This is a genomic window from Pantoea rodasii (assembly GCF_002095465.1).
Taxonomy (GTDB): Bacteria; Pseudomonadota; Gammaproteobacteria; order Enterobacterales; family Enterobacteriaceae; genus Pantoea; species Pantoea rodasii.
The window spans coordinates 35,277-58,334 of record NZ_MLFP01000010.1 but is presented as its reverse complement, the minus strand read 5'-3'; the positions used below and the strand labels follow the sequence as shown (position 1 = coordinate 58,334).

18 protein-coding genes and 3 pseudogenes are annotated in these 23,058 nt (G+C 57.3%); 5 read left to right on the top strand and 16 right to left on the bottom strand.

Features of this window, described 5'->3' with window-relative positions:
• Nucleotides 1-6: 6 nt before the first annotated feature.
• From HA45_RS14175 to HA45_RS14145, 7 genes and pseudogenes are all read right to left on the bottom strand, one after another.
• Nucleotides 7-1,383, bottom strand: coding sequence for a dihydroorotase (locus HA45_RS14175; RefSeq protein ID WP_100701557.1), 1,377 nt, complete (start codon nt 1,381-1,383; stop codon nt 7-9).
• Nucleotides 1,383-2,306 carry an ABC transporter substrate-binding protein gene (locus HA45_RS14170; protein WP_100701556.1) on the bottom strand — a complete coding sequence of 308 codons (924 nt, stop codon included), beginning with the start codon at nt 2,304-2,306 and terminating at the stop codon, nt 1,383-1,385. Before HA45_RS14170 ends, HA45_RS14175 begins: the two co-directional genes overlap by 1 nt.
• Nucleotides 2,306-3,346, bottom strand: coding sequence for an alpha-hydroxy acid oxidase (locus tag HA45_RS14165; protein ID WP_100701555.1), 1,041 nt, complete (start codon nt 3,344-3,346; stop codon nt 2,306-2,308). Before HA45_RS14165 ends, HA45_RS14170 begins: the two co-directional genes overlap by 1 nt.
• Complete coding sequence (locus HA45_RS14160) at nt 3,333-4,859, bottom strand: amino acid ABC transporter permease/ATP-binding protein (protein WP_100701554.1); 1,527 nt, start codon at nt 4,857-4,859, stop codon at nt 3,333-3,335. Before HA45_RS14160 ends, HA45_RS14165 begins: the two co-directional genes overlap by 14 nt.
• A 76-nt stretch (nt 4,860-4,935) precedes the next feature.
• Entirely contained in the window at nt 4,936-5,832 is an 897-nt protein-coding gene (locus tag HA45_RS14155) for a transporter substrate-binding domain-containing protein (RefSeq protein ID WP_100701553.1), read from the bottom strand.
• Between the two features lie 78 nt (nt 5,833-5,910).
• On the bottom strand, nt 5,911-6,882 hold the full coding sequence (locus HA45_RS14150; RefSeq protein ID WP_100701552.1) for a D-2-hydroxyacid dehydrogenase: 972 nt from the start codon (nt 6,880-6,882) through the stop codon (nt 5,911-5,913).
• Nucleotides 6,882-7,226 (bottom strand): annotated as a pseudogene (locus HA45_RS14145) (RidA family protein). Before HA45_RS14145 ends, HA45_RS14150 begins: the two are co-directional and overlap by 1 nt.
• A 390-nt stretch (nt 7,227-7,616) precedes the next feature.
• Here HA45_RS14145 and glyQ point away from each other — a divergent pair.
• Together glyQ and glyS are read left to right on the top strand one after the other, a co-directional pair.
• The gene (glyQ, locus tag HA45_RS14140; protein WP_128598964.1) at nt 7,617-8,540 is read left to right on the top strand and encodes a glycine--tRNA ligase subunit alpha; all 924 of its coding nucleotides are present in this window, start codon (nt 7,617-7,619) and stop codon (nt 8,538-8,540) included.
• Nucleotides 8,537-10,604, top strand: a pseudogene (gene glyS, locus HA45_RS14135) (glycine--tRNA ligase subunit beta). Before glyQ ends, glyS begins: the two are co-directional and overlap by 4 nt.
• A gap of 51 nt (nt 10,605-10,655) precedes the next feature.
• Here the strand turns inward: glyS and HA45_RS14130 are convergent.
• The 9 genes and pseudogenes from HA45_RS14130 to fdnG all read right to left on the bottom strand — a co-directional run bounded on the left by HA45_RS14130 (nt 10,656) and on the right by fdnG (nt 20,756).
• Nucleotides 10,656-10,946: a type II toxin-antitoxin system RelE/ParE family toxin gene (locus tag HA45_RS14130; RefSeq protein ID WP_100701549.1), complete on the bottom strand. Its 291-nt coding sequence runs from the start codon at nt 10,944-10,946 to the stop codon at nt 10,656-10,658.
• Nucleotides 10,912-11,196 carry a type II toxin-antitoxin system ParD family antitoxin gene (locus HA45_RS14125; protein ID WP_100701653.1) on the bottom strand — a complete coding sequence of 95 codons (285 nt, stop codon included), beginning with the start codon at nt 11,194-11,196 and terminating at the stop codon, nt 10,912-10,914. Before HA45_RS14125 ends, HA45_RS14130 begins: the two co-directional genes overlap by 35 nt.
• A gap of 62 nt (nt 11,197-11,258) precedes the next feature.
• Entirely contained in the window at nt 11,259-13,109 is a 1,851-nt protein-coding gene (selB, locus tag HA45_RS14120; protein WP_100701548.1) for a selenocysteine-specific translation elongation factor, read from the bottom strand.
• Nucleotides 13,106-14,485 carry an L-seryl-tRNA(Sec) selenium transferase gene (gene selA, locus HA45_RS14115; protein ID WP_100701547.1) on the bottom strand — a complete coding sequence of 460 codons (1,380 nt, stop codon included), beginning with the start codon at nt 14,483-14,485 and terminating at the stop codon, nt 13,106-13,108. Before selA ends, selB begins: the two co-directional genes overlap by 4 nt.
• A gap of 8 nt (nt 14,486-14,493) precedes the next feature.
• A complete protein-coding gene (locus HA45_RS14110) occupies nt 14,494-15,105 on the bottom strand; it encodes a glutathione S-transferase (protein ID WP_100701546.1) in 612 nt (203 codons plus the stop codon).
• Nucleotides 15,106-15,235: 130 nt separating this feature from the next.
• Nucleotides 15,236-16,161 (bottom strand): annotated as a pseudogene (gene fdhE, locus HA45_RS14105) (formate dehydrogenase accessory protein FdhE).
• A complete protein-coding gene (gene fdoI / locus HA45_RS14100; RefSeq protein WP_034827952.1) occupies nt 16,161-16,802 on the bottom strand; it encodes a formate dehydrogenase cytochrome b556 subunit in 642 nt (213 codons plus the stop codon). The pseudogene fdhE and the gene fdoI overlap by 1 nt, the downstream one beginning before the upstream one ends.
• Nucleotides 16,802-17,698, bottom strand: coding sequence for a formate dehydrogenase subunit beta (gene fdxH, locus HA45_RS14095; protein WP_100701544.1), 897 nt, complete (start codon nt 17,696-17,698; stop codon nt 16,802-16,804). Before fdxH ends, fdoI begins: the two co-directional genes overlap by 1 nt.
• Before the next feature lie 10 nt (nt 17,699-17,708).
• Nucleotides 17,709-20,756 (bottom strand): formate dehydrogenase-N subunit alpha, encoded by a 3,048-nt coding sequence (gene fdnG, locus HA45_RS14090; RefSeq protein WP_143808505.1) that lies wholly within the window; start codon nt 20,754-20,756, stop codon nt 17,709-17,711.
• A gap of 118 nt (nt 20,757-20,874) precedes the next feature.
• Here fdnG and fdhD point away from each other — a divergent pair, with 118 nt between their 5' ends.
• Genes fdhD through HA45_RS14070 form a run of 3 tightly spaced genes read left to right on the top strand, consistent with a single transcriptional unit; the run spans nt 20,875 to nt 23,055 of the window.
• Entirely contained in the window at nt 20,875-21,726 is an 852-nt protein-coding gene (fdhD, locus tag HA45_RS14080; protein WP_100701541.1) for a formate dehydrogenase accessory sulfurtransferase FdhD, read from the top strand.
• A 32-nt stretch (nt 21,727-21,758) separates the two neighbouring features.
• Complete coding sequence (locus tag HA45_RS14075) at nt 21,759-21,947, top strand: AAA family ATPase (protein WP_128598963.1); 189 nt, start codon at nt 21,759-21,761, stop codon at nt 21,945-21,947.
• A gap of 55 nt (nt 21,948-22,002) precedes the next feature.
• Nucleotides 22,003-23,055 carry an AAA family ATPase gene (locus HA45_RS14070; RefSeq protein WP_158087320.1) on the top strand — a complete coding sequence of 351 codons (1,053 nt, stop codon included), beginning with the start codon at nt 22,003-22,005 and terminating at the stop codon, nt 23,053-23,055.
• Nucleotides 23,056-23,058 lie beyond the last annotated feature (3 nt).

Sequence of the window (23,058 nt, the reverse complement as noted above, 5' to 3'; positions counted from 1 at the left end):
TCCTGTTTATACCTGTCGGGTCACGAACTGACCAAAGCCGGGTTCAACCTGCATCTGGCCATCCTGGAATACCGTGACACCACGAATCAATGTGCGCACCACTTTACCCTGACAGCGCATGCCTTCAAATGCGCTCCACTTGCCAAGACCCTGGAATTTCTCCCCCTCTACGATCCAGCTGTGCTGCGCATCGATAAACACCAAATCGGCATCGAAGCCAGGTGCGATCGCGCCTTTTTTGCCCCACAGCTGGAAGGCTTTGGCCGGGCCGCTGGCGGTCATGCGGGCAAACTCCGTGAGGGCCAGACCGCGATCGATGTGGGCCGCGCTGAAGAACATCGGGCTTAAGGTTTCGACGCCGGTTAATCCCATGCCCGCATCCCAAATACTGGCTTCACCGGCTTGTTTCTGCGCCGGGGTGTACGGACAGTGGTCAGAGGCGATCATGTCGACATCGCCGCGCAGCAGCACCTGCCACAGCGCATCGACCACCGGGCGTGGACGGATCGGCGGGCCACAGCGCGCATTCGGTCCGATGCGCACCAGATCGTCTTCATCGAGAATCAGATAGTGCGGACAGGTTTCGAAGCTGGCGCGCACTTTGCTTTTGGCGGCGACGATGGCTTCGGCAGCGCGCGCGGAGCTGACGTGCACGATGTGGCAGCGTGCGCCGGTCTCTTCCGCTACCGCCAATACGCGTCCCACGGCTTCGATTTCGGCGATTTCTGGCCCGGCCAGCGCATGCGCACGGGTATCTTTGCGTCCGGCGCGGCGCAGTTCGCTACCGGCACCGATCAGGATGTCGTGATTCTCAGCGTGGACGCCAATCAGGCCGTCAAAGGTCGCCAGTTCACGCATCGCGCGCAGTAAGCCATCGTCATCGAGGCGCGGTAAGCCTTTCTCGTCGGTGGCTTCGCCGTTCGGTGCGCCGCTGCACAGGAAAGCTTTGAACGCCAGTGCGCCCGCCTGATCCAGCGCGGCTAACTCGTGCACGTTGCGGCCATCCAGTCCGGCCCACATGGCGTAATCCACTGAGCAGTTGTCCGCCAGCCAGCGCTGCTTGGCGGTGAAGTTGGCGAGGCTGGTGGCGGGCGGCAGCGAGTGCGGCATCTCAACGATGGTGGTGACGCCGTGTGCGGCGGCACCGCGCGTGCCTTCGCGCAGCTCCTGTTCAGGGAAATCGTGCGAACCGGTGAAATGGGTGTGCACATCAATTGCGCCGGGCACGATGATTAAACCCTGCGCATCAATGATCTCATCGATGCCGTCAGCGATAGCACCCGGCAGCAGCAGGCCGCTGATTTTGCCATTTTCAATCAGCACATCGGCCGGTGTGGCGCGGGTTTCTGTCACCACCAGACCGTTGATAATTAATTGTTTCATCACTCTGCTCCTGCTTGCGTCACCAGTGCGCGATAGGGCACTGGCTGAGAAGGATCCAGCCAGCCGATGTCGCCCAGCAGTTGGCTAAAGTGGTTAAATTCATCTGCTGGAATCAGGCCGTTGGGCGCGAAGACGTGGGCTTGCTGATACGCGGCTAAACCGGTGATCAGCGCATCAAGCGGATAATCGGGGTAATAGTGCTGCACGCTCGCCGCCAGTGTTTCGGCATCATGGGTGGCGATCCACGCCAGTGCCTGTTCGATGGCGCGTGAGAAGGCAGCAAACGCAGCGGCTTTCTCAGTCAGCACATCGGCCCGCGCGATATAGGCGCTCCACGGCACTTTGCCGCACAGCGAGGCGAGGCTGCTGATGCTGCTTAGCTGTCCGGCGGCAATCGCCGGTGCCAGCATATGCATGGCGTGCAGCGCATAATCGGCTTCACCGCTGGACACGGCCGCGAAATCGCGGGCCTGATCCCCGCTACCGGCAATCAACTCCACCTGATCCAGCAAACCGTGCTGTGCCAGCAGCCAGCGGAAGGTCAGCGTAGCGGTGCCGACGTTACCGACATCCAGCACGCGCTTGCCGCGCAAATCACTCAGCTGAAAATCGGGTTGTGCCTTTGCTGCCGCCAGAAACCACGGGTTGGCGGCGACCGAGGCGCAAAAGCACTGCAACTCAGCGCCGTGCTGCTGGTAATGCTTCATCACCACCATCGGCCCACCCAGCGTGAGGTCCGCTTGGCGGCTCAACACCGCAGGCACTTGTCCGCCCTGCACGGTGTGGCCGCCCGACGCGCTGGTGGTGAAGGTGACCTGCAACTGCTCAGCGGCAAACAAGCCGAGGCTGTCGGCCAGATAGTGGGCGCAATAGTAAATGCGGGATTCGCTGGTATCGCCCTGATTAAAGATTAACGTCTGCATCAGCCGCGCACCTCCGTAACAAAACTGCCGTTGAGCGCCGTCATCTCGCTGACGCCGCACCAGTGGCTGATGGCGATGATTTCATTGATCCAGCCGGAGAGCAGATCGAACACCGCGCTTTCGCCACCGGCCACCAGGGCACTGATGATCGGTCGCACGCTGAGTGACAGCGAAGCTCCCAGGCAGCGAGCCACCACCGCGTCACTGCCGCAGCGCACGCCGCCGTCCAGCAGCAGCGGCAGGCGAGTGACTGCATGCAAATCGGCTAATTGATCCACTGGCGTGGCCCAGCGCGCACTTTGGCGCAGGCCAATATTCGAAGCGATAATGCCGCTGACACCATGCTGGGCGGCCGGGGCAGCATCGTCATGATGCAAAATACCTTTTAGCCACAGCGGCAGTTGACGCGCAGCACAGTGTGCCGCCACCTCATCAATCTGCTGCCAGCGCCACACCGGAAACGCCGGTAAGGGTTCAACGCCCGGCTGCGTGCCGCCGATGGTGTGCCAGCCGCGCTGTTTGAGCGCGTCACCAATCGAGAAACCGCCCGGCTGTAAGCCCGGCACCGGATGCACCGGTGCCAGCACGGTGAGGACGATATGTTTGAATCCGGCCTGTGCGGCCTGATCGATCAAATCTTTGATACGCCCGACATCACCCGCCGCACGTAGCTGTAGCCAGCAACGGTCATACTCCGCGCCAATCTGCTCCAGCGGCGTCACCGTCTCTTCGGAAATCACCAGCGGCAGTTGCAGACGTTTACAGGCGCGGGCAATCGGCAGTAATCCCTCTTCATGGAAAATGCGATCGCCAGCAAAGGCGCCCACGCCCAGCGGTGCTGACCAGCTTTGATTGAGCAAGGTAGTCTGGGTGCTGATCGCCTCATTGCCCTGTAATACACGCGGCAGCAGACGAAAGCGGCGCAGCGCCTGCTGGTTAGCATCTGGCTCGTCCATCAGCGCATCCGCTGGCTGGCCCTGCATATAACGGAACAGGGCATCGCCGAGCCGTTCACGCGCGGCTAGATCATGCGTTGGCATGTTGGGCCTCCGTGATTTTTTCGTGTTCCATGAAGCTGGCGAAGGCTGGGGTTTGCGGATTCTGTAAAATCGACGGCGGGCCTTCTTCAATCAGCGCACCGTTTTGCAGGAACACCACGCGGTCGGCCACGCCTGCGGCGAAGGCAATGTCATGGGTGCTGATAATCATGGTGATGCCGGTTTGCGCCAGGCTGCGCATGGTCTGGTTCACTTCACGCACCAGCTCGGGGTCGAGCGCTGAAGTCGGCTCATCGAACAGCAGGATTTGCGGTTCCGCCGCTAAGGCACGCGCAATGCCGACACGCTGTTTCTGACCGCCGGACAACTCATGCGGCAGCGAGGCGGCGAAGTCTTGTAATCCGACCATTTTCAGCGCGCGCATCGCTTTAGCGCGGGCGATTTCGGGCTGAACACCCTGCACACGCAGCAGAATACTCATCACGTTTTCCAATGCGGTGAGGTGATCGAACAGCGCGAAGTGCTGGAATACGATACCGATGCCGGATTTGGCGCGGTTAGCCGGCAGATGACGGGCGGCCAATGGGCGGCCGTTTTCATCGCTGCCCATAAAATGCCCTTCGGTCTGGATGGTGCCGCTGCTGCGCGGCGTCAGCGCCAGAATTGATTTCAGCAGGGTGCTTTTACCGGAACCGGAACGACCGAGCAGTACCACCACTTCGCCACGACGCACGGTGAGTGACAGCGATTTCAGGACCGCTTTACCGGCGTATTCAACGCACAGCTGGTCCACTTCCAGCACCGGGGCGGCGGTTTGCGTATCCCAGCGCTGTTTCGGTAGTTGCATCGCCATCACGTCAGCTTCCGGCGGCAGTTTTGCCAGCCGCGCACGGGCACGGCGTGCGCGCTCATCGAGGTTATAGAACTTCTCCAGCCACCACTGACCGCCCGCCAGCAGCGTAGAGAGAATCAGGTAAATACCGCCCGAAGCGACCAGCACCGGAATAAACAGGAAGTTCTGCGACACGATGGCCTGGCCGCGCATCGTCAGCTCATTCACGCCCACCACGGATGCCAGCGAGGTGGATTTCAGCAGGCCGACAGTTTCATTGCCCATGGTCGGCAAGATGGCGCGCAGCGCTTGCGGGATCACCACGTGGATCATCTCTTTGGTGCGCGAATAGCCAAAGGCCTGCGCTGCCATGCTCTGATCGCGATCGGTGGCCATAATGCCGCCGCGAATGATCTCGGCGCAGAAGGCGGTTTCGTTAATCATCAATGCCAGCAGTGCGCTGGTGAACGGGCTGAAACGCAGGCCGAATTCCGGCAGCACGTTGTAGAGCAGAATCAGCTGCAGCAGCACCGGCGTGCCGCGCAGCAGATAGATATACACTTTCACCGGCACGCGGATAAACCAGTGCTTTGAGGTGCTGGCCAACGCCAGGAAAAAACCAATCAGGATGCCGCCCGCTAAGGCGCCTACCAGCAGCTGAACAGCGATGACGGCCCCTTCCCACAGATAAGGGAAGGTCAGGTACTTTAGAAAATCATCCAAGGCGTTATCTCCCTCAATGCGATCGCTTGGGTTGCCCGTGATGCAGCAACCCAATTGATCCGACTGAGTTTATGCATTAACCACGTGCAACAACCGGGCGTTCAGCAGCGCTGCCCTGACCCCAGTAATCCAGCAATTTCTTCTGCGCACCGCTTTCCTGAATCACCTTCATTGCATCCATCACCGCGCCACGCAAAGTGGCGTTGTCTTTGGCAATCGGGAAGCCAACCATGATCGGCAGGTCAACGGTGAAACCGCTTTCCAGCGTTTTGTCAGCTTTGGCGATAGCGATGGCGGAACCGGCTTCGGTCAGATAGATATCTGCACGACCGCTTTTCACTGCCTGAATGCTGTTGTCGGTGTTCTGCACCATCAACATGCTGACTTCTGGCTTACCGGCGGCGGTGCATTTGGCGCTCTGCTCAGGCACTAGCTTGTTGGCTTCGTAAGAGCCAGCCGCAGCCGCCACGGTTTTGCCGCACAGGTCATCCACGGTGGCGATTTTCTTCGGATTGCCTTTCGCCAGAATCGAACCATCCTGCACCTGCATTGAGGCGACGAAAGCGATCTGCTTCAGACGTTCATCGGTGACATACAGCATCGGACCGATATCGGCACGGCCGCTGGTAATGGAGGTCAGCAGCACGTTGAATGAACCGGTCTGATAGCTATGTTTAGCGCCGAGGCAGCTGCTGATACGCTCGAACAGTGAAGGATCGAGACCTTCAATAATGCTCGGGTCTTTTTCTGAAGGGGCTTCGAAGCCTTTGGTGTAGCCGCCAAGGCCCACCACCAGATCTTTGCCTTTCAGCGACGGATATTTGGTCTGCAGCGCCTTGCACTGCGCCATCGCCGCGAAATCGCTGGCGGTCGGCGTAATCGGGTCGGTGCTGGCGGCATGGGCGCTGGAGAGTCCAGCTAACAGCGTGCCGGTGATGCCAGAGATCAGTAATGCGATGCGTGCAAATTTCATAATAAGGTTCCCCTGGTGCTGGTGAATGTGTAAGCGATGACCTTGTTTTTTATGAATCTCTTTACGGGTACTGCGACTTCAATAACCTCTTGCGACATCAACCTGGTTGTGCAGCGGATGGCCGCTACGGAAACGCACCAGGTTATCGATAAACACCTCAAGGCAACCCTCAAGGTAGGCACTGTGATCGTCCAGGCTGCAGTGCGGTGTCATGACCACGCCGGGTGTGCTCCATAGCGCATCGTCCACCGGTAACGGCTCTTGCGGATAAACATCCAAAACCGCCCCGGCCAGTTCACCGGCGCACAGTTTTTCGCGCATTGCCGTGTAGTCGAACACCGCGGCACGACCCACAATGACGATGCCCGCACGGGCAGGCAGCAGATCGAGACGGCGACGGTCGAACAGCATTTCTGTCTGTGGCGTCAGTGGCAGCGTCGAGACCAGCACATCCACCTGCGGTAACACATCATCGATGGCATCGATGCGGATACAGCGCGCCACGTCGGCATCACACTGGCCGCTGCGCGTCACGCCTATCACGCGGTAACCTTGCGCGGTCAGCAGTTTGGCCGCCGCCGCGCCGATACCGCCGACGCCGAGCAGCAAGACAGTTTTGCCACGTGCACAGCCGCCGAAGGTTGGACGCCACAAGCGCTGAGCCTGATCCTGCAGAAAACCGGGAATGCCAAAGTTGAACATCAACGCCGCCATCAGAATGAACTCGGCGCCTTTATCGCCGTGCACGCCAGACGCATTGGTCAGCGTCACGCCCTGTGGCAGATGCGCCAGCCACTGCTCGACGCCGGCGGACATCACCTGCACCCAGCCGAGGCGCGGTGCGCTGAAGGTATCGAGCGCCAGCTTGCGGCCGCTCCACAGAATGTCGCTGGTGGCGAGGAAATCTGCGGTATGCGCAGCGTTGCTGTTCTCGCTCAGGGTAAAGTGACCGCGCAGCTGTGGGTGAGCATCCAACTGCTGTTGCAGATGCTGCATGTTTAGATGTAATGCCTGCGGGGCGCTGGCGTCGTTTTCGATATGAATATGCATCAGCGCATCGCCGTGACTTCCATCTCGACCAGCAGGTCAGGATGGTTGAGTTGAATACCGACGGTGGCGCGTGCCGGGAACGGGAACTGGAAGAACTCGCTGTACGCCGCGTTCATCTCACTAAAGGTGCTGAGGTCGGTGAGATAGATCGTCACGCGCACTACGTTATCGAAGGTCATCTGCGCTTCGCTCAACAGGTCGCCGACGTTTTACAACACCTGGCGCGTCTGGCTGGCGATATCGCTACCCTTGATCTCGCCGCTGTACGGATCAATCGCCACCTGGCCGGAGATAAACAGCATCGGTTCGTGCAATACAGCAGCGGAAAGCGGTGCCGGGCCCATTGGGCGGTCACTGGCGTTCATTCCTGGATAAGCAATTGCGGTCTTCATGGTGAAATTCCAAGCAAAACTGTTTCACCGCAATTTCGTATACGATTATACAAGTGTCAATGCGCGATTTTTGACCATCGGGTCGAAAAGGTGATGTGGGTCACGTAATAGGATTTGATTATAATTTAGATAGATGACTGAAATTTAATATTTAATTTTGGATTCGATACGAGCGGAGGGGTGTCTGTCTGAATCGTATACGATTTTCTTATCTCCGGGTTTTAGCGAGGTGATCCGCGCCAAAACCCTCCCCGGACGCGCCAGGATTTCCGGCTGCACATTGCGCGGTCAAAGGGTATACTGTCGCACTCTTTTTTAATCGACCCTTATCGCGTACTCAACATGCAAAAGTTTGATACCAAGACCTTTCAGGGCCTGATCCTGACCTTGCAGGATTACTGGGCGCGCCAGGGCTGCACCATCGTCCAGCCGCTGGATATGGAAGTGGGCGCTGGCACTTCACACCCAATGACCTGCCTGCGCGCTATCGGCCCAGAGCCCATGGCCACCGCCTATGTGCAGCCTTCGCGCCGTCCTACCGATGGTCGCTACGGTGAAAACCCGAACCGCTTACAGCACTACTATCAGTTCCAGGTGATGATCAAACCTAACCCGGACAACTTGCAGGAGCTGTACCTGGGTTCACTGCAAGAGCTGGGCCTGGATCCGACCGTGCACGATATCCGCTTCGTGGAAGATAACTGGGAAAATCCAACGCTGGGTGCCTGGGGACTGGGTTGGGAAGTGTGGCTCAACGGTATGGAAGTGACGCAGTTCACCTACTTCCAGCAGGTGGGCGGCATGGAGTGTAAGCCGGTCACCGGTGAGATCACTTACGGTCTTGAGCGTCTGGCGATGTACATCCAGGGCGTCGATAGCGTTTACGATCTGGTGTGGAGCGACGGTTCATTTGGTAAAACCACCTACGGTGAAGTGTTCCACCAGAACGAAGTGGAACAGTCGACCTACAACTTTGAATACGCGGATGTGGACTTCCTGTTCTCCTGCTTCGAGCAGTATGAGAAGGAAGCGCAACAGCTGCTGGCGCTGGAAAAACCCCTGCCGCTGCCAGCTTATGAGCGCATTTTGAAGGCGGCACACAGCTTTAACCTGCTGGATGCACGCAAGGCGATCTCGGTGACCGAGCGTCAGCGCTATATCCTGCGTATCCGCACCCTGACGAAAGCCGTGGCGGAAGCCTATTACGCGTCCCGTGAGGCGCTCGGTTTCCCAATGTGCAATAAAACAAGTAAGAGGCAGCCATGACCGATAAAACTTTCCTGGTGGAAATTGGCACCGAAGAGTTGCCTCCGAAAGCCCTGCGCAGCCTGGCAGAAGCTTTTGCTGCGCATTTTACCGCTGAGCTGGACAGCGCCGGTTTGGCACACGGTGAAGTGAAGTGGTTTGCCGCTCCACGTCGCCTGGCGCTGAAAGTCGCCCAACTGGCGACGGCGCAGGCCGATCGTGAAGTGGAAAAACGTGGTCCAGCAATTGCTGCTGCGTTTGACGCTGATGGCAATGCTACCAAAGCGGCCGAAGGTTGGGCACGCGGCAACGGTATCACGGTGGATCAGGCTGAGCGTCTGAGCACCGATAAAGGCGAATGGCTGGTGCATCGCGCGTCAGTGAAAGGCGAAAGCGCTCAGGCGCTGCTGCCGGCGATGGTGGTAACCGCGCTGAGCAAGCTGCCGATTCCAAAACTGATGCGCTGGGGCGCAAGCGACGTACAGTTTGTGCGTCCGGTGCATACCGTGACGCTGCTGCTGGGCGATGAGCTGATCCCGGCGACGATTCTCGGTATTCAGTCCGATCGCGTGATTCGCGGCCACCGCTTTATGGGCGAGCCAGAGTTCGCGCTCGACAACGCCGATCAGTATCCACAGCTGCTGCTGGAGCGCGGTAAAGTGGTGGCTGATTTCGCGACCCGTAAAGCCAAAATCAAAGCGGATGCGGAAGCCGCGGCACAGCAACTGGGCGGCATCGCCGACCTGAGCGACAGCCTGCTGGAAGAAGTCGCCTCGCTGGTGGAGTGGCCAGTGGTGCTGACGGCGAAGTTTGAAGAGAAATTCCTCGCGGTGCCTTCTGAAGCGCTGGTTTACACCATGAAAGGTGACCAGAAGTACTTCCCGGTGTACGCCGCTGACGGCAAACTGCTGCCGCACTTTATCTTCGTCACCAACATCGAATCCAAAGACCCGCAGCAAATCATCTCCGGTAACGAGAAGGTGGTACGTCCGCGTCTGGCCGATGCCGAGTTCTTCTTCAACACTGACCGTAAAAAGCGTCTTGAAGATCACCTGCCGCGTCTGGAAACCGTGTTGTTTCAGAAAGAGCTGGGTACGTTGCGTGATAAAACGGACCGCATTCAGGCGCTGGCTGGCTGGATTGCGGCTCAGATTGGTGCCGATGTGAACCACGCCACCCGCGCGGGTCTGCTATCGAAGTGTGACCTGATGACCAACATGGTCTTCGAGTTCACCGATACGCAGGGCGTGATGGGCATGCACTATGCACGTCATGATGGCGAAGCCGAAGATGTGGCGGTGGCGCTGAACGAGCAGTATCAGCCGCGCTTTGCCGGTGATGATTTGCCATCGAATCCCGTGGCTTATGCCGTGGCGATTGCTGACAAAATGGATACCCTTGCGGGCATCTTCGGCATTGGTCAGCATCCGAAAGGCGATAAAGACCCATTCGCACTGCGCCGTGCTGCGCTGGGCGTACTGCGTATTATCGTTGAGAAAACCTGCCACTCGATCTGCAAACCCTGACCGAAGAGGCGGTGCGCCTGTACGGTAGCAAGCTGAGCAACGGGAAAGTGGTGGATGAAGTCATCGACTTCATGCTGGGTCGCTTCCGTACCTGGTATCAGGAAGAAGGCCACAGCGTTGACACCATTCAGGCAGTGCTGGCGCGTCGTCCAACTCGTCCGGCGGATTTCGATGCGCGCATGAAGGCGGTATCCCACTTCCGTACGCTGGAAGCGGCATCGTCGCTGGCTGCGGCCAACAAGCGTGTGTCTAACATCCTGGCGAAAGCACCGAGACCCTGAATGACAGCGTGCAGGCATCGCTGCTGAAAGAGAACGCCGAGATCCAGCTGGCGACCTTCGTGACGGCGCTCGGTGACAAACTGCAGCCGTACTTCGCGGAAGGCCGTTATCAGGATGCGCTGGTAGAACTGGCACAGCTGCGTGAAGCGGTCGATAACTTCTTCGATAACGTGATGGTTAACGCCGATGAAGCGGAAGTGCGTATTAACCGCCTGACGCTGTTGGCGCAACTGCGCGCACTGTTCCTGCAGGTGGCGGATATTTCACTGCTGCAGTAAGTGATGTGCTGAAGTGAACCGAAGGGACGAGCGATCGTCCCTTTTTGTTGTTTAAAATTCGGCGCTGACTTCCTGGGAGTGGTGCAAGATGCGACCTATAAAGATCTCATCAACCTCAGCACGGTAAATCACAATGTGCTCACCGAAGGGAAGTGAATAGATTTGATAACCTAAATCCGGCCGTTTTCGCCCCAGGTCGAATAGGGCAATTTTATCGAAGAGCTGGGAAAATTTAAGGTTGTAAGCATCTGCGAGCTGCTCCCCAAAATTCCAGTATCCGTAAATCCAGATTTTCATCAGATCGGCATCAGCTTCCGGTTTTATCGTGATCTTCCTTTTCATACATGCCCACCCTGGCTTTTGCTCGTCTCAGAAAATCTTCATGGTCCCACTCTTTACCTGGACCGCTTTCGAATCCTTGCCTTACCAATTCTTTTAGCGCCTCCAGCTTCGACGCCGCCTGTCTCTCCCGCAGTAAACGCAGCGAGTCGCGCACCACTTCGCTTTGGGTACGGTAGTCACCGGACTCCACCAGAGATTCAACAAACTCGCGCAGTTCATCACCTAAATCGATTGTCATGGTACGTGCCATCATCGTGTCCCAATGTAAGAAGTATTCTTACATCCTGGCACATTTTTGAGCAACGCGAAGGGTTAAGCGGAAGTGTCGAACAGGCGGGCGTCGCGCAGCAGGTGATCGTTGCCACGACGGCGGGTGAAACCGCTGCGGTCAAAGAACTCAAGAATCTGCACCGCGACTTTACGCCCGGTGCCGAGCTGATTGCGAAAATCGGCGGCGCTGGTGCTGCCACCGTTGGCGTCACGCTGCCGAATCAGATCGGCGAAGATCTGGATCTGCTCGCTGCGATAGTAGCGATCGCGCACGATCGCCGTGATGTGGCCGAGGCGTGCGGCGGTGAGTAGCAGGCTGCGAATGGTTTCTTCGTCTTGCTGCATCGCCAGTGTGATGTCGCGCACCCATAGCGGCTGGTCACCAAACAGCGGGTCGACCTGCTGCCACAGTGCTTCTTCCTGGGGATTAAAGCGCGGCTCGAAATCAGGCAGATGCAGCCAGCCTTGCCGGTGCTGCAACTGGCCTTGTGAAAGCAGCCGATCGATCAGCGCGATAACCTGTTCCGGCGGCTGGTGAGGCAGTGCCACCCGACGCAAGCGATCGCGACCAATGCCCGGTACTTCAGGATGCTGCTTATGAAACGCCGTCAGCGCTTCCAGCAGACGCTGCTGCCAGTCAGTGGTCTGTTCAGCGGCCATGACGGCGCTGCCGAGGCGCACGGGCGCCACCTTATCCAGCAGGTTGTTGAGTGCATCGTCGCTCAGCTGACGTGCCCAGGCTAGCTCGGCCATATCGACCGGTTGCTGTGCCAGATGCGCCTGCAGGCTGGCTTCATCGGTTTCTGACGCCGCTAGCTGTTGCAACCAGCCGAGATAATCAGGATGGCGCTTGCCGCGTTTCTTGCTGTTCAGCAGCAGCACACGTCCGCCGCCGATTGTCAGTTGGGCATTGCTGTCGCGGATAATTAGCCGATCGTTTTCGGCCAGCCACAGCGGCTCGCTGAGCACCAGTTCTGCCACATCGCCTGCAATCACATTCAGCCGTCCGGTGATATGGCTGGCGGCATGATGTAGATGCACCGGCTGCGATGGGGTTTTTAACGGGTGCAGCAAACGCAGCGCCACGATCAGTCGCTGAGTGCCTGTGGGTTGCGCTTGCGCCAGCAGCCAGTCACCACGCGCAATCTGGTCTTTCTCCACATCGCCGACGATATTCAGCGCGATACGTTCTCCGGCCTGCGCGTGCGTCACTGACTGGTTCTGCGCATGCAGCGAACGCACGCGCACCGGAAGATTGAGACTACTGAGCCACAACGAATCGCCCACGCTAACCTCACCCGAATGGGCTGTGCCGGTGACCACTAATCCGCTGCCTTTGAGGGTAAACGCGCGATCAATGGCGAGGCGGAAGCGGCGGCCAGTGTCGACATCCGGCGCACGTAGTGCACTCAGGTGCTGACGCAGCGCGCCGATGCCCTGCTGGGTAGTGCTGCTGGTGACAAACTGCAGCACCGCTGACCAGCCCAATTGTTGCGTCAGTTCCGCCACCTGATGCTGCACTTCAGCGATGCGCACGGCGTCAACGCGATCCGCCTTGGTTAAGGCTACGCTGAGCGGGGGTTGTCCGGCCAGGCTCAGCAATTGCAGATGCTCACGCGTTTGCGGCATCACACCGTCATCGCACGCCACTACCAGCAGCGCATGATGAATACCGCCAATGCCCGCCAGCATATTGGCGAGAAATTTCTCGTGTCCAGGCACATCGATAAAGCCCACAATGCGGCCATCCGGTTGCGGCCAGTAGGCATAGCCGAGATCGATGGTCATGCCGCGCCGTTTTTCTTCGGGCAGGCGATCGGCATCCACACCGGTTAACGCCTGCAGCAGCGCGGTTTTGCCGTGATCGACGTGTCCAGCGGTGGCGATAATCATGCGGTTAAGGTCCGTATTAGCGCCGCTTCATCTTCGAGGCAGCGTAAATCCAGCCACAGTTTGCCTTCCTGAATGCGGCCAATCACCGGACGTGGCAGCGTGCGCCAGCGTTGCGTCAGTGCATCCAGCGAGCTGCCATGAGAGTCTCGTGGGCTAAAGGTGATGGCAAAACTGGGTAAGCGCTCAATCGGCAGCGATCCGCTACCAATTTGCGACGAACAGGCGGCGATACTGAGCGAAAATTCAGCGTCATACGCCTGTTCCAGTGCGGGCATCAGCCGTTCCGCCTGCTGCAAAATCTCATGCGGCGGTCGCGTCAGCAGGCGCAGTGTAGGCAGCGCCTCTCGCAAGGTTTCGGGCTGACGATAAAGTTGCAAGGTGGCTTCCAGCGCAGCCAGCGTCATTTTATCGACGCGTAAGGCTCGCTTGAGCGGATGCTGTTGCAGCTGGTCGATAAGTGCCTGTTTGCCGACGATAATTCCCGCCTGTGGGCCGCCCAGCAATTTATCGCCGGAAAAACTCACCAGATCCACGCCAGCGGCAATCAACTGCTGCGGCATCGGCTCGGCGGGCAAATTAAATGCGGTCATGTCGATCAGCGAACCGCTGCCTAAATCGGTGATCACCGGCAGCTGATGCTCAGCCGCCAATGCCACCAGCTCGGCTTCCGCGACCGCATGAGTAAAGCCCTGAATCTGGTAGTTGCTGGTGTGCACCTTCATCAGCAAGCCGGTGTTATCGCTGATGGCGGCTCGATAATCTTTCAGATGGGTGCGATTGGTGGTGCCGACTTCAACCAGCTGGCAGCCCGCCTGGCGCATCACATCGGGAATGCGGAACGCGCCGCCGATTTCGACCAGCTCTCCACGTGAGACAATCACTTCGCGACCCGGTGCCAGTGCCGCCAGCATCAGCAGCACGGCGGCGGCATTGTTATTCACGATACAGGCCGCTTCTGCGCCCGTCAGTTCACACAGCAACGCACTCACCGCACGATCGCGATGACCGCGTGACGCATCATCCAGCGCATATTCCAGCGTCACCGGCTGGCGCAAACAGGCTGTGACCGCCTCAATTGCGCGCTCACTTAACTGGGCACGCCCGAGATTGGTGTGCAGCACGGTGCCGGTGAGGTTGAACACCGGGCGCAATGCGCTCTGCTGCTGCTGTTGCGCGCGGCGCTGCGCTTCTTGCGGCCAGTTCAGGTGCCAGTCGGGCAGGGTTTGATGCTGTTGAATATGCGCGCGTGCGTCTTGTTGCATCGCCCGCAGCTGGCGGGTGGTAAAAGCGGTGCCGGATTGCAGCAGAAGCGGCTGCAAAGCGGGATCGCGGAGCAGGCTGTCGATAGCAGGCAGTTGCGAGTACAGAGTTTTCATCGCGTCGCTTAATGGGAAGGCGGAACGGTGCGGGCAAAACTCTCCCGCTTAAACAGCGTTTCCGCCAGTTTGATCAACGCCGGGCGGTTCACGCACCAGTTGGGCAGCACGCGGCGGAAATTGAGATAGCCAATCATGCAGCCGGTGGCGATATCGGCCAGATTGAGCGTGCCGCTGTTCAACAGTTCACCCTGGGCTGCCGCCGTTTCCAGCGCATCCAGCCCACGCAAAATTTTCTCACGGTTGCGCAGCAGTACTTCTTCGGATTGCTGATCGCCGGGGCGCATTTGCTCGCGCACGATCATCACTGCGGCATCGTTGATGCCATCGGCGAGCTTCTCCAGCTGGCGGACTTGTAAAGCGAGCAGGGCGTCATCCGGCAACAGAGCAGGGGCGTCACCGCGCAGTTCGATCACCTGGGCGATAATAGAGGAGTCAAACCAGGTGAGATGGTTATCGTCGACCAGCGCCGGCACTTTGCCCAGCGGGTTGTATTGCGGCACATGGCTGTCTTCTACCCAGGGCGACTGGTTAACAAATTCGAACACCAGGCCTTTTTCCAACAGGATCACTGAAATTTTGCGGACAAAAGGGCTGGTGTAGCTGCCAATCAGTTTCATCAGGCGTTTCCTTTGCGACAGTGATAAGGACACAAATTGTAGCGGCGCGATTTATCGCGCGTTGATGTAATGGCTCAAAATAGCGCGATAAATCGCGCCGCTACAGTTCGTGGGAAAGCTGAAATTCGGCTTAATCCCCTGGAAACATAAACGGATTCAGGCTGCTACGGGCAAAGCCTTCCTGCTCCATGCGCGCATCCAGCACCAGCGAGGCCAAATCATCGGCCACCGGTTCCACCGCCGGATCCTTCTCCTGATACAGCATCTTCAGATAGGTGCCACAGTCGCCACAGCTTTCGGCTTTCACCGCGGCTTTCTCGCTGTCGAGTGACCAGTAATGGAGGTCGCGGGTTTGCTCGCAGTTGGAGCACTTGCTGCGCACCACATACCATTCACTTTCACACAAATTACAGTGTAGATAACGCAGCCCCTGCTGGCCCACATCCATATGCACCACGCTGGTGACCGGCACGCTGGCGCACACCGGGCAAAACTGGCGATGTTCACCGTATTCTGCACGCGCTTTGCCGGGGATCAGCGCCGCCATCTGCGCCCAATAGATTGAAAGTGCCGCCCAGATAAACGGGGATTTATCGCTACTGACTTGCGCAAAATCGCCCTCCAGTAGCGCGCTGGCCAGGCCTTCCAGCTCGGAAGAGGAGGCCTTCTCCAGGTTCTCCAGCACCGCCAATGCCTGGCCGCTCATCTCGGGCTTCAGCTCGGCAATCAGCGAATGCAGCAGACGCTGCCAGTGGGCATCGCGGGGATAGGTGTGGATATCGAGCGGAGGTTTACCCTGTGCGGCGCTTTCGGCCAAACGCTGGCGCAAATCGAGTTGCAGCGGATGATCGTACAGCACGATGTCCTGCGCCTGCGCGATCACCGCAGCAAAGCGCAGATAATCGCCCAACGGATTCTTCGCGGCCAGCTCACGCAAACGCGCTGCACGGCGGCTGTACAGATTTTTCAGCCGAGGGAAAAGCAGCGGCGGAACCTGTTCCGCCGTGTTTTTTCGCCTTTCTCCAGCTGGTCCTGCGGGATAATGCGAATACTCATCAGGGACGTTTTTCCTGTTGTGTTTGGCGTTGGCGCTGCTCACGATACCAGCGTGGATGATGTTTCTTCGCCCACGCGGCCGGCACCCAGCCCTCAACCATGGCAGTAATGGTGCCTTTGACCCACAGGGCCGCGTAGATATGCACCATAATCACCACGATCAATGCCACAGCTGAGACCGAATGCACCACCAAAGCGGCGCGAATCAGCGGAATTGCAAAGGCGCCTGCGAAGTAAGGGCGCCAGATAACCACTCCGCTCGCCAGCAGCAAGACTAAGCTGATGATAGCAGCCCAGAACACACACTTCTGCCCGAAGTTGTATTTGCCGGTATCACCCACCTCTTCATTGCGCACGATCTTGTTGATGTTTTTCGCCCAGATCAGGTCTTCGCGATTAATCAGATTCTGTTTCCAGTAGCGCAAAAACATGATCAGAAAAGCGGCAAACATCACCACACCAACAAACGGATGCAGGATACGCGCCAGTTGTGGTGTGCCCAGCACGTGCATCAGCCAGTTAAACGAGGGGAAGAAGAAACCCAGCCCGCTCAGGGCCGCCAGAACAAAACAGAACGCCACAATCCAGTGATTGATGCGTTCCGGTGCGCTGTAACGCACCAGACGATCGCGCTTTTTCATTATTCGCGCTCCTCTTTTTCGTGCAGGTTGTCTTCCTCATCTTCCACCCGGTTCGGCCCGACGCCAACATAATGGAATACCGAGGCGGCGAAGGTGGCGGCGAAACCGATGGCGGCCAGCGGTTTCCAGATGCCTTTCCAGAAAGTGACCGCCGGACTGATGCTCGGGTTTTCCGGCAAACCGTGATACAACTGCGGTTTATCTGCATGATGCAGCACGTACATGACATGTGTGCCGCCGACACCTTCCGGATCGTATAACCCGGCATTGGCATAGCCGCGCGTGTTTAACTCCGCCACGCGTTCGCCCGCCAGCGCCTGCATATCGGTTTTACTGCCGAAGTGAATCGCACCGGTCGGGCAGGTTTTCACACACGCCGGTTCCTGACCGACATTGACACGATCGACGCACAACGTGCATTTATACACGCGGTTGTCGTCTTTATTCAGACGCGGCACGTCAAATGGACAGCCGGCAATGCAGTAGCCACAGCCAATGCACTGCTCGGACTGAAAATCGACGATGCCGTTAGCGTACTGAATAATCGCGCCTTCCGACGGGCAGGCTTTCAGGCAGCCGGGATCGGCGCAGTGCATGCAGCCATCCTTGCGGATCAGCCACTCTAACTTGCCGTGCTCTTCCACTTCTGAGAAGCGCATCACCGTCCAGGATTTGGCGGTCAAATCCGCTGGGTTGTCGTACACCCCAACGTTATGCCCGACCTCATCGCGGATGTCGTTCCACTCTGAACACGCCACCTGGCAAGCTTTGCAGCCGATGCAGGTGGTGACGTCGATCAGCTTCGCTACCTCCTGCTGATGATTACGCGCCTGCGGGGCAGGCGTGAAACCATTGGTGGCGGAGCGGCGGATAATGTCTTGCGATTGATAAGCCATCTACGTTCTCCTACACCTTCTCAACATTGACCAGGAACGCCTTAAACTCCGGCGTTTGCGTGTTGGCATCACCGACAAACGGCGTCAGGGTATTGGCGATAAAGCCTTTCTTGGCAATGCCCTGATAACCCCAGTGGATCGGAATGCCGATGGTATCGATGGTTTTGCCATCCACATCGAGCGGACGCAGGCGTTTGGTGACCACAGCTTTGGCTTTGATGTAGCCGCGATTGGAGCTGACTTTCACCGTATCGCCCTGCACGATGCCCAGCTTATTGGCCAGCTTCTCGCCTATCTCCACAAACTGTTCCGGCTGCGCGATGGCATTGAGCAACGCGTGTTTGGTCCAGTAATGGAAGTGTTCGGTGAGACGATAAGTGGTGCCGACATACGGGAACTGCTCGGCTTTACCCATTGATGCCAGATCGTCTTTGAACACGCGTGCTGCCGGATTCGAAATGACGTTCGGGTGCAGTGGATTGGTGCCGAGCGGCGTTTCGAAAGGCTCGTAGTGTTCCGGGAACGGACCTTCAGCCATTTTGTCGAGCGCAAACAGGCGGCCCATGCCTTCTGGCTGCATGATAAACGGCCCCACATTGCTACCCGGTGCGGCGGCGCTGTAGTCCGGAATATCCATGCCGCCCCATTTGCTGCCATCCCACTTGAGGATTTGCCGTTTCGGATCCCACGGATTGCCCTGCGGATCGGCCGATGCGCGGTTATAAAGAATGCGACGATTGAGCGGCCACGCCCAACTCCAGTTCAGCGTGTTGCCCAATCCACTCGGATCAGTGTTATCACGCCGCGCCATCTGGTTGCCCTCTGGCGTCCAGCTGCCCGCGAAAATCCAGCAGCCGCTGCTGGTGCTGCCGTCATCTTTCAACTGCGCAAAGCTGCTGAGCTGCTGGCCTTTTTTCACCAGTAACGTGCCTTTGTCATCGAAAACATCTGCCAGCGCTTTGCCGTTGCTCTCCATCGCCACTTCTTCCGACGCCGGGTTATCTGGCGTCTGATAGTTCCAGCTCATGTTCAGCACCTGCTCTGGCAAGGCACCGCCTTCGCTGGCGTACATTTTGCGCAGACGGCTGTAGATGCCAGAGAGGATTTCACCGTCATTCAGCGCTTCGCCCGGCGCATCCTGGCCTTTGAAGTGCCACTGCAGCCAGCGACCGGAGTTGACTATCGAGCCGTTCTCTTCGGCAAAGCAGGTTGAAGGCAGGCGGAACACTTCGGTCTGAATCTTCGCCGGATCGACATCGTTAAACTCGCCGTGGTTTTGCCAGAAGGTCGAGGTTTCGGTGTTGAGCGGGTCAATGGTCACCAGGAACTTCAGTTTCGACAGCGACGCGATGACTTTGCGTTTATTCGGGAACGAGGCCACCGGGTTAAAGCCCTGGCACAGATAGCCGTTCACTTTGCCCTGCGACATCATCTCGAAATACTGCAAGACGTCGTAGCCTTTGTCCCACTTCGGTAACCAGTCGAAGCCCCAGCTGTTCTCAGCCTGCGCTTTGTCGCCGAAGAAGGCTTTCATCATGCTGACAAAGAATTTCGGGTAGTTGCTCCAGTAGTTCACCTGGCCGGGCAGCGTCGGTTTCGGGGTATTGGCCGCGAGATAGGTTGGCAGATCGGTCTGTTTCTCCGAGGGCAGCGTCATGTAACCCGGCAAACTCTGCGACAGCAGGCCGAGATCGGTAAGTCCCTGAATATTGGAGTGACCGCGCAACGCGTTCACACCGCCGCCCGCCATGCCCATGTTGCCGAGCAGCAGCTGGATCATCGCCATGGTGCGGATGTTCTGGGCACCGACCGAGTGCTGCGTCCAGCCGAGCGCATACAGGAATGAGGTGGTGCGGTCGCGCGCGCTGGTTTCACCAATCAGCTCGCAGACGTGCAGGAAGTCCTCTTTTGGCGTGCCACAGATGCGTGACACCATTTCTGGCGTGTAGCGGCTGACGTGTTGCTTGAGGAGATTCCACACGCAGCGCGGATGTTGCAGGCTGTCATCGCGTTTGGCAAAGCCGTCATCGCCCAGCTCATAGTTCCAGCTGGTTTTGTCGTATTTGCGATTTTCGTCGTCGTAGCCGCTGAACAGGCCGTCATCGAAATGATAATCCTCGCGCACAATCAGGCTGGCGTTGGTGTACGCCTGCACATATTCATGCTGGATTTTGTCATTTTGCAGCAGCCACAGCAGCACGCCCGACAGGAAAGCAATGTCGGTGCCGGAACGAATCGGCGTGTAAAAGTCTGCCACCGATGCCGTACGCGTGAAGCGCGGATCGATAACAATCAATTTGGCTTTGTTGTGAATCTTGGCTTCCATCGCCCAGCGGAATCCCACAGGATGCGCTTCAGCGGCGTTGCCACCCATCACAACGATCAGATTGGCATTTCGGATGTCGACCCAGTGGTTGGTCATCGCACCGCGACCAAATGTTGGAGCAAGACTTGCTACCGTTGGTCCGTGTCAAACGCGTGCCTGGTTGTCGACCGCTAACATGCCAAGCGATCGGGTAAATTTCTGGGTTAAATAGCCGGTTTCGTTGCTGGACGCGGAGGCACACAGCATGCCTGATGACAGCCAGCGGTTGACGGTAACGCCTGCGGCGTTCTGCGCGATAAAGTTGGCGTCACGGTCGGCTTTCAGCAGTTTAGCGATACGATCAAAGGCATCGTCCCAGCTGATGCGCTGCCATTTATCCGAGCCCGGCGCGCGATATTCAGGGTATTTCAAACGGCTTTCGCTGTGAATAAAGTCGAGCAGACCCGCGCCTTTCGGGCACAATGCACCACGACTCACCGGATGGTCCGGATCTCCTTCAATGTGGAAAATGGTCTCTTTGGCGTTTTTCGCGCCGTCACCGAGGCTGTACATTAATAAGCCACAGCCCACTGAGCAGTAGGTGCAGGTATTACGGGTTTCGCGGGCACGCAGCAGCTTGTACTGTCGCGTTTCCGCCAGCGCCACGTCCGGCGTAAAGCCGAGCAGTGCTGCCGATGTCCCTGCCATACCGCCAGCACAGATCTTGAAGAATTTTCTTCGGCTGACGTTCATGGTTAATCCTTGAGTCGACATGACTTCACATTTTTTAGTTTTGCGATGCGTTGGGCCGAGGTTCACAATGACCCAACTAATAGTGTGAGAATAGCAGCGAAATAATACCACTGCTTTAATGTGGTTGTTGTCCGAGGCGAGCAAAGTGAAAGTTAAAGCACAGGAAAGTCATCAGAGTGTGAGTGAGATCTCAGGCGCAGTGCAGGCGCAGGTGCGCCAGCGGCGTGATATCAGCACGGCGGAAACCGACTGGCTGGCACAAGAGGTGCCGATCGCGCTGGTGTATAACGGCATTTCCCATGTGGTGATGATGGCCACGCCCAACGATCTCGAGGCTTTTGCGCTCGGTTTCTCGCTCTCAGAAGGCATCATTGATAAGCCCGATGAGATCTTCGGCATGGATGTGGTGCCCGGCTGCAACGGCATTGAAGTGCAGATCGAACTCTCCAGCCGCCGCTTTATGGCGCTTAAAGAGCAGCGCCGTGCCATGGCGGGCAGAACTGGCTGTGGCGTATGCGGCGTGGAACAACTCGACCAGATTGGTAAACCGCTGCAGCCGCTGCCCTTTACCCAAACCTTCGATCTGGCGAACCTTGATATCGGCCTGGCGCAACTGCGTAATTACCAACCCATCGGCAATCTCACCGGATGCACGCACGCGGCGGCATGGATGTCACCGCACGGTGAGTTACTCGGTGGCTGCGAAGATGTGGGCCGTCATGTGGCACTGGATAAACTGCTGGGGCATCGCAGCCAGCAGTCGTGGCAGCAGGGCGCGGTGCTGGTCTCCAGCCGTGCCAGCTATGAGATGGTGCAAAAGTCCGCGATGTGCGGCGTGGAGATTTTATTTGCGGTATCCGCTGCGACCCAGCTCGCAGTTGAGGTCGCCGAGCGTTGTAATTTAACGCTGATAGGGTTTAGTAAGCCGGGACGCGCCACGGTGTACAGTCATCCGCAGCGCCTGGTTTAACGAAACAGAATTCACCACAAGGATGTGATGCAATGCGACAGCCTCATCGTATTGAAAGCCTGACCCTGAAAGGCATCGGTGTTTTTGAAAATACCCACTTTGATTTTCCACCTGCTGAAAGCGCGCTGCGTGATGCCGGTAAAGCTGAGATCCATATTTTTACCGGCCCCAACGGATGTGGCAAAAGCACGGTGTTATATGCGTTAGCGGCAATTTTTTGACTCTCACACCGCTGAACCATTGATAAAAAATAGATTCGTGAGCGACACGAGTTGCGTGGGTTTTAACTTTGCGTCAGGCAACGGAATTTACACTCTGCGAGAGCTGCGTGAACAAGAAGGTGAATACGCGTTAATCGCAGGCGCGTGCGGGTTGAGATATTATGGTGATGAAAAGTATATTAATTTAACTGAACGCTATTCCCGCCATTACGATAAATTCGCCAGAATCAATCAAGTCCAATTTCCCTATGCTGCCTTTGCCTATTCCGGCAGTCGAAGTCTTCACGGGCAGTTCAGAGTCAATGCTATCGTTGATATTAACGATTCACCGTTTGATAAGGCATTGTCTTTTGAAAACACGTGTCGGGCATCTTTATTGGCACAATGGATTGCCAATAACATCACCAAGGCTGCCCTTTCGAAGCTGGATAACGCCGCTGAAGAAGAAAAATATTATCAATTCGCGTTACGCAAGATAGCTGACTTCATCTTCGAAATTTGCGAAGTTTCCATCGAGTTTAAACTGCAGCGTCATCCTTTAGCAGTGGCATTCCTGTTGGATGGCTGCGAGATGACGTTTGATTCGCTACCGGAAGGGTTAAAATCCATTATTCACTGGGTATCAGACCTGGCTTTACGACTGGAAGATATTCCGTTTACTCAGAAGCGAGAGATTTTCTCCCAACCGATTATTCTCTTCCTCGATGAAGTCGATATTCATCTTCATCCAAAATGGCAGCGCCGGATATTGCCTGCGATACAAAAGCTTCTGCCGAATGCGCAAGTGTTTGTCTCTACCCATTCTCCATTTGTTGTCGGCTCACTAGAAGATGCCTGGGTGTATCGGCTGCCGGATCCTCAGCGCCATATGCTTCGTGATGCGTCAGTGCCTGAAGAGATCGTGCCCACCGAATCAGGGGCAGGAAAAAGCATTCAGCTTATTCTTGAAGAGGTGTTTGATGTGGGCGAACGCTTTGACATTGAGACCGAGAAATTACTGGCGTCATTTAAGCTCGCGCGTAATGGTTATTTGCAGAACCCTGCAGATGATACCGCGCTAATGTCATTAGCGGACAAGCTTCGCGCTCGCGGTGAAGAGTTAGAATGATTA

Excerpts from the sequence above, each read along its gene's own strand:
- HA45_RS14175 (WP_100701557.1), bottom strand. The coding sequence starts at position 1,383 with ATGAAACAATTAATTATCAACGGTCTGGTGGTGACAGAAACCCGCGCC.
- HA45_RS14170 (WP_100701556.1), bottom strand. The coding sequence starts at position 2,306 with ATGCAGACGTTAATCTTTAATCAGGGCGATACCAGCGAATCCCGCATT.
- HA45_RS14165 (WP_100701555.1), bottom strand. The coding sequence starts at position 3,346 with ATGCCAACGCATGATCTAGCCGCGCGTGAACGGCTCGGCGATGCCCTG.
- HA45_RS14155 (WP_100701553.1), bottom strand. The coding sequence starts at position 5,832 with ATGAAATTTGCACGCATCGCATTACTGATCTCTGGCATCACCGGCACG.
- HA45_RS14150 (WP_100701552.1), bottom strand. The coding sequence starts at position 6,882 with ATGCATATTCATATCGAAAACGACGCCAGCGCCCCGCAGGCATTACAT.
- glyQ (WP_128598964.1), top strand. The coding sequence starts at position 7,617 with ATGCAAAAGTTTGATACCAAGACCTTTCAGGGCCTGATCCTGACCTTG.
- HA45_RS14130 (WP_100701549.1), bottom strand. The coding sequence starts at position 10,946 with ATGAAAAGGAAGATCACGATAAAACCGGAAGCTGATGCCGATCTGATG.
- HA45_RS14125 (WP_100701653.1), bottom strand. The coding sequence starts at position 11,196 with ATGGCACGTACCATGACAATCGATTTAGGTGATGAACTGCGCGAGTTT.
- selB (WP_100701548.1), bottom strand. The coding sequence starts at position 13,109 with ATGATTATCGCCACCGCTGGACACGTCGATCACGGCAAAACCGCGCTG.
- selA (WP_100701547.1), bottom strand. The coding sequence starts at position 14,485 with ATGAAAACTCTGTACTCGCAACTGCCTGCTATCGACAGCCTGCTCCGC.
- HA45_RS14110 (WP_100701546.1), bottom strand. The coding sequence starts at position 15,105 with ATGAAACTGATTGGCAGCTACACCAGCCCTTTTGTCCGCAAAATTTCA.
- fdoI (WP_034827952.1), bottom strand. The coding sequence starts at position 16,802 with ATGAAAAAGCGCGATCGTCTGGTGCGTTACAGCGCACCGGAACGCATC.
- fdxH (WP_100701544.1), bottom strand. The coding sequence starts at position 17,698 with ATGGCTTATCAATCGCAAGACATTATCCGCCGCTCCGCCACCAATGGT.
- fdhD (WP_100701541.1), top strand. The coding sequence starts at position 20,875 with ATGTGGTTGTTGTCCGAGGCGAGCAAAGTGAAAGTTAAAGCACAGGAA.
- HA45_RS14075 (WP_128598963.1), top strand. The coding sequence starts at position 21,759 with ATGCGACAGCCTCATCGTATTGAAAGCCTGACCCTGAAAGGCATCGGT.